This window comes from Streptomyces sp. NPDC058157 (assembly GCF_042884105.1).
Classification (GTDB): domain Bacteria; phylum Actinomycetota; class Actinomycetes; order Streptomycetales; family Streptomycetaceae; genus Streptomyces.
The window spans coordinates 1-5,676 of record NZ_JBHVUQ010000316.1 but is presented as its reverse complement, the minus strand read 5'-3'; the positions used below and the strand labels follow the sequence as shown (position 1 = coordinate 5,676).

Sequence of the window (5,676 nt, the reverse complement as noted above, 5' to 3'; positions counted from 1 at the left end):
GTACGCGATGGCCGAACTGGGCCGTCCCGACGCGGAGGACGGCCGCGTGCCGCCCCCGGCCGGCTCCTGGAGCGGCCGGCCCGAGCGGGCCGCCGAGGCCGCCGTGGCCGCCTGGCTGACCGCCCAGCGGGGGGAGGACATCGGCGGGGCCAGGGCGCTGGCCCGGGCCGCCCTGGCCCCGGAGGCCCGCGCACACGTCCCGCCGGCCGTGCGGGCGGCCGCGGCGCACGCCCTCGTCCTCAGCGGGGACACGGAGGAGGCCCGCGGCGCCCTCGACGGGATCCTCGTGTGTGCGGCACGGCGCGACGCCCGGCCGGTCGCCGGCGCGGCCCTGGTCGTCACCTGCCTCGCCGAACTGTGGGGCGGGCGGGACGCCGCCGCCTCGGAGGCCCTCGACCGGTGCGAGGAGGTCATGCCGGCCCGCCTGTGGCACCCGCTCATGGCGCCCGCCCCCCTCGCCCTGCGGGCCCTGCTGGACCTGCGCCGGGGGGACGCGGACGCCGCCGCCCGGATCCTGGAGACCCCGCTGCCGCCCGCCGCCGAGGGCGGCCTGGCCTGGGCCTACCTCCTCTACGCGCGCGGGCGGGTCCGGCTCGCGGCGGGCGAGCGCGACCGGGCCCTCGCCGACCTGCTGGAGTGCGGGCGCCGGCTGCTGGCCCGGCAGGCGGCCAACCCCGCGCTGCTGCCCTGGCGTTCGGCCGCCGCCCGGACCCGTGACCCCGGGGACCCCCTGGCGGCGCGGTTGCTGGCCGAGGAACGCCGCCTGGCCCTGCGGTGGGGCTCACCCCTCGCGCTGGCCACGGCCCTGGCCCCGCGGCCCGGCGGTGCCACCTCGTCCGGAGCGGCGGCGCGGGCCCCGGGGCGCGCGGCCGGATGGCGCTACCGGCTTCCACCTCGGACCTATCAACCTGATCATCTTTCAGGGATCTTACTTGCTTGCGCAATGGGAAATCTCATCTTGAGGGGGGCTTCATGCTTAGATGCTTTCAGCACTTATCCCGTCCGCACATAGCTACCCAGCGATGCCCTTGGCAGAACAACTGGTACACCAGCGGTGCGTCCATCCCGGTCCTCTCGTACTAAGGACAGCTCCTCTCAAATTTCCTGCGCCCGCGACGGATAGGGACCGAACTGTCTCACGACGTTCTGAACCCAGCTCGCGTACCGCTTTAATGGGCGAACAGCCCAACCCTTGGGACCGACTACAGCCCCAGGATGCGATGAGCCGACATCGAGGTGCCAAACCTCCCCGTCGATGTGGACTCTTGGGGGAGATAAGCCTGTTATCCCCGGGGTAGCTTTTATCCGTTGAGCGATGGCCCTTCCATGCGGAACCACCGGATCACTAAGCCCGACTTTCGTCCCTGCTCGACTTGTAGGTCTCGCAGTCAAGCTCCCTTATGCCTTTACACTCTACGAATGATTTCCAACCATTCTGAGGGAACCTTTGGGCGCCTCCGTTACATTTTAGGAGGCGACCGCCCCAGTCAAACTGCCCACCTGACACTGTCTCCCCGCCCGATAAGGGCGGCGGGTTAGAAGGTCAATACAGCCAGGGTAGTATCCCACCGATGCCTCCACCGAAGCTGGCGCTCCGGTTTCCAAGGCTCCTACCTATCCTGTACAAGCTGTACCAACATTCAATATCAGGCTGCAGTAAAGCTCCACGGGGTCTTTCCGTCCTGTCGCGGGTAACCTGCATCTTCACAGGTACTATAATTTCACCGAGTCTCTCGTTGAGACAGTGCCCAGATCGTTACGCCTTTCGTGCGGGTCGGAACTTACCCGACAAGGAATTTCGCTACCTTAGGACCGTTATAGTTACGGCCGCCGTTTACTGGGGCTTCAATTCGCACCTTCGCTTACGCTAAGCGCTCCTCTTAACCTTCCAGCACCGGGCAGGCGTCAGCCCCTATACTTCGCCTTACGGCTTCGCAGAGACCTGTGTTTTTGCTAAACAGTCGCCTGGGCCTATTCACTGCGGCTCTCTCGGGCTTGCACCCTAACAGAGCACCCCTTCTCCCGAAGTTACGGGGTCATTTTGCCGAGTTCCTTAACGAGAGTTCTCTCGATCACCTTAGGATTCTCTCCTCGCCTACCTGTGTCGGTTTGCGGTACGGGCACCTCTCACCTCGCTAGAGGCTTTTCTTGGCAGTGTGGAATCAGGAACTTCGCTACTATAATTCGCTCGCCATCACAGCTCAGCCTTCACGGGAAACGGATTTGCCTATTTCCCAGCCTAACTGCTTGGACGCGGATATCCAATACCGCGCTTACCCTATCCTCCTGCGTCCCCCCATTGCTCAAATGGTGAGGAGGTGGTACAGGAATATCAACCTGTTGTCCATCGCCTACGCCTTTCGGCCTCGGCTTAGGTCCCGACTAACCCTGAGCGGACGAGCCTTCCTCAGGAAACCTTAGGCATTCGGTGGAGGGGATTCTCACCCCTCTTTCGCTACTCATACCGGCATTCTCACTTCTAAGCGCTCCACCAGTCCTTCCGGTCTGGCTTCACAGCCCTTAGAACGCTCTCCTACCACTGTTCGAAGAACAGTCCGCAGCTTCGGTGATACGTTTAGCCCCGGTACATTTTCGGCGCAGAGTCACTCGACCAGTGAGCTATTACGCACTCTTTAAATGGTGGCTGCTTCTAAGCCAACATCCTGGTTGTCTAAGCAACTCCACATCCTTTTCCACTTAACGTATACTTTGGGACCTTAGCTGGCGGTCTGGGCTGTTTCCCTTTCGACTACGGATCTTATCACTCGCAGTCTGACTCCCAAGGATAAGTCATCGGCATTCGGAGTTTGACTGAATTCGGTAACCCGGTAGGGGCCCCTAGTCCAATCAGTGCTCTACCTCCGAGACTCTTACCTTGAGGCTAGCCCTAAAGCTATTTCGGAGAGAACCAGCTATCTCCAGGTTCGATTGGCATTTCACCCCTACCCACACCTCATCCCCGCACTTTTCAACGTGCGTGGGTTCGGGCCTCCATTCAGTGTTACCTGAACTTCACCCTGGACATGGGTAGATCACCTGGTTTCGGGTCTACGACCACGTACTCAATTCGCCCTATTCAGACTCGCTTTCGCTGCGGCTCCGCATCTTCTGCTTAACCTTGCACGGGATCGTAACTCGCCGGTTCATTCTACAAAAGGCACGCCATCACCCGTTAACGGGCTCTGACTACTTGTAGGCACACGGTTTCAGGATCTCTTTCACTCCCCTTCCGGGGTGCTTTTCACCTTTCCCTCACGGTACTGGTTCACTATCGGTCACTAGGGAGTATTTAGCCTTGGGAGATGGTCCTCCCGGATTCCGACGGAATTTCACGTGTTCCGCCGTACTCAGGATCCACTCAGGAGAGAACGAAGTTTTGACTACAGGGCTGTTACCTCCTATGGCGGGCCTTTCCAGACCTCTTCATCTACCTCGTTCCTTTGTAACTCCGTACAGAGTGTCCTACAACCCCAAGAGGCAAGCCTCTTGGTTTGGGCTGGTCCCGTTTCGCTCGCCGCTACTCAGGGAATCGCATTTGCTTTCTCTTCCTCCGGGTACTTAGATGTTTCAGTTCCCCGGGTCTGCCTTCTCATATCCTATGTATTCAGATATGGATACCACTCCATTACGAGTGGTGGGTTTCCCCATTCGGAAATCTCCGGATCAAAGCTTGCTTACAGCTCCCCGAAGCATATCGGTGTTCGTCCCGTCCTTCATCGGCTCCTAGTGCCAAGGCATCCACCGTGCGCCCTTTCTAACTTAACCGTTAAAAAGAATCACTACGTGATATCTTGCATTACTAATTGAATGTGAATTACTTCTGTTATCTAGTTTTCAAAGAACAACATCTCGAAGAATCAAATGATCCTTCAAAACTAAACAAGACAGGGAACGTTCTGTTTATAAGACCCAAGGTCTTATATTCCGTTAAAATCCTTAGAAAGGAGGTGATCCAGCCGCACCTTCCGATACGGCTACCTTGTTACGACTTCACCCCAATCATCTGTCCCACCTTCGGCGGCTGGCTCCAAAAAGGTTACCTCACCGACTTCGGGTGTTACAAACTCTCGTGGTGTGACGGGCGGTGTGTACAAGGCCCGGGAACGTATTCACCGCGGCATGCTGATCCGCGATTACTAGCGATTCCAGCTTCACGCAGTCGAGTTGCAGACTGCGATCCGAACTGAGAACAGATTTGTGGGATTGGCTTAACCTCGCGGTTTCGCTGCCCTTTGTTCTGTCCATTGTAGCACGTGTGTAGCCCAGGTCATAAGGGGCATGATGATTTGACGTCATCCCCACCTTCCTCCGGTTTGTCACCGGCAGTCACCTTAGAGTGCCCAACTGAATGCTGGCAACTAAGATCAAGGGTTGCGCTCGTTGCGGGACTTAACCCAACATCTCACGACACGAGCTGACGACAACCATGCACCACCTGTCACTCTGCCCCCGAAGGGGACGTCCTATCTCTAGGGTTGTCAGAGGATGTCAAGACCTGGTAAGGTTCTTCGCGTTGCTTCGAATTAAACCACATGCTCCACCGCTTGTGCGGGCCCCCGTCAATTCCTTTGAGTTTCAGTCTTGCGACCGTACTCCCCAGGCGGAGTGCTTAATGCGTTAGCTGCAGCACTAAAGGGCGGAAACCCTCTAACACTTAGCACTCATCGTTTACGGCGTGGACTACCAGGGTATCTAATCCTGTTTGCTCCCCACGCTTTCGCGCCTCAGCGTCAGTTACAGACCAGAGAGTCGCCTTCGCCACTGGTGTTCCTCCACATCTCTACGCATTTCACCGCTACACGTGGAATTCCACTCTCCTCTTCTGCACTCAAGTTCCCCAGTTTCCAATGACCCTCCCCGGTTGAGCCGGGGGCTTTCACATCAGACTTAAGAAACCGCCTGCGAGCCCTTTACGCCCAATAATTCCGGACAACGCTTGCCACCTACGTATTACCGCGGCTGCTGGCACGTAGTTAGCCGTGGCTTTCTGGTTAGGTACCGTCAAGGTGCCGCCCTATTTGAACGGCACTTGTTCTTCCCTAACAACAGAGCTTTACGATCCGAAAACCTTCATCACTCACGCGGCGTTGCTCCGTCAGACTTTCGTCCATTGCGGAAGATTCCCTACTGCTGCCTCCCGTAGGAGTCTGGGCCGTGTCTCAGTCCCAGTGTGGCCGATCACCCTCTCAGGTCGGCTACGCATCGTTGCCTTGGTGAGCCGTTACCTCACCAACTAGCTAATGCGCCGCGGGTCCATCTGTAAGTGGTAGCCGAAGCCACCTTTTATGTCTGAACCATGCGGTTCAAACAACCATCCGGTATTAGCCCCGGTTTCCCGGAGTTATCCCAGTCTTACAGGCAGGTTACCCACGTGTTACTCACCCGTCCGCCGCTAACATCAGGGAGCAAGCTCCCATCTGTCCGCTCGACTTGCATGTATTAGGCACGCCGCCAGCGTTCGTCCTGAGCCAGGATCAAACTCTCCGATAAAGTAGTTTGACTGACTACGCACATCGCTGTGCGATTTTTTAAAACTGAATTAACAGGTACGTTTTGTCTTGTTTAGTTTTCAAAGATCATTTTGTTTGTCCGCTTTGTTAAAGCAACTTTATTAGTATACAATGTCACTTCTTCAAAGTCAATAACTTTTTTAAAAACTTTTGGTGGAGCCTAGCG

The 5,676-nt window shown here is 57.5% G+C and carries 2 rRNA genes; both read right to left on the bottom strand.

Annotated features, from left to right (window positions below):
- Positions 1 to 841: 841 nt before the first annotated feature.
- Positions 842 to 3,765 (bottom strand): 23S ribosomal RNA (locus ACFVXK_RS36705).
- A gap of 175 nt (positions 3,766 to 3,940) precedes the next feature.
- Positions 3,941 to 5,490, bottom strand: a 16S ribosomal RNA gene (locus ACFVXK_RS36700).
- Together the 16S and 23S rRNA genes form the textbook arrangement of a ribosomal RNA operon.
- Positions 5,491 to 5,676: the final 186 nt, after the last annotated feature.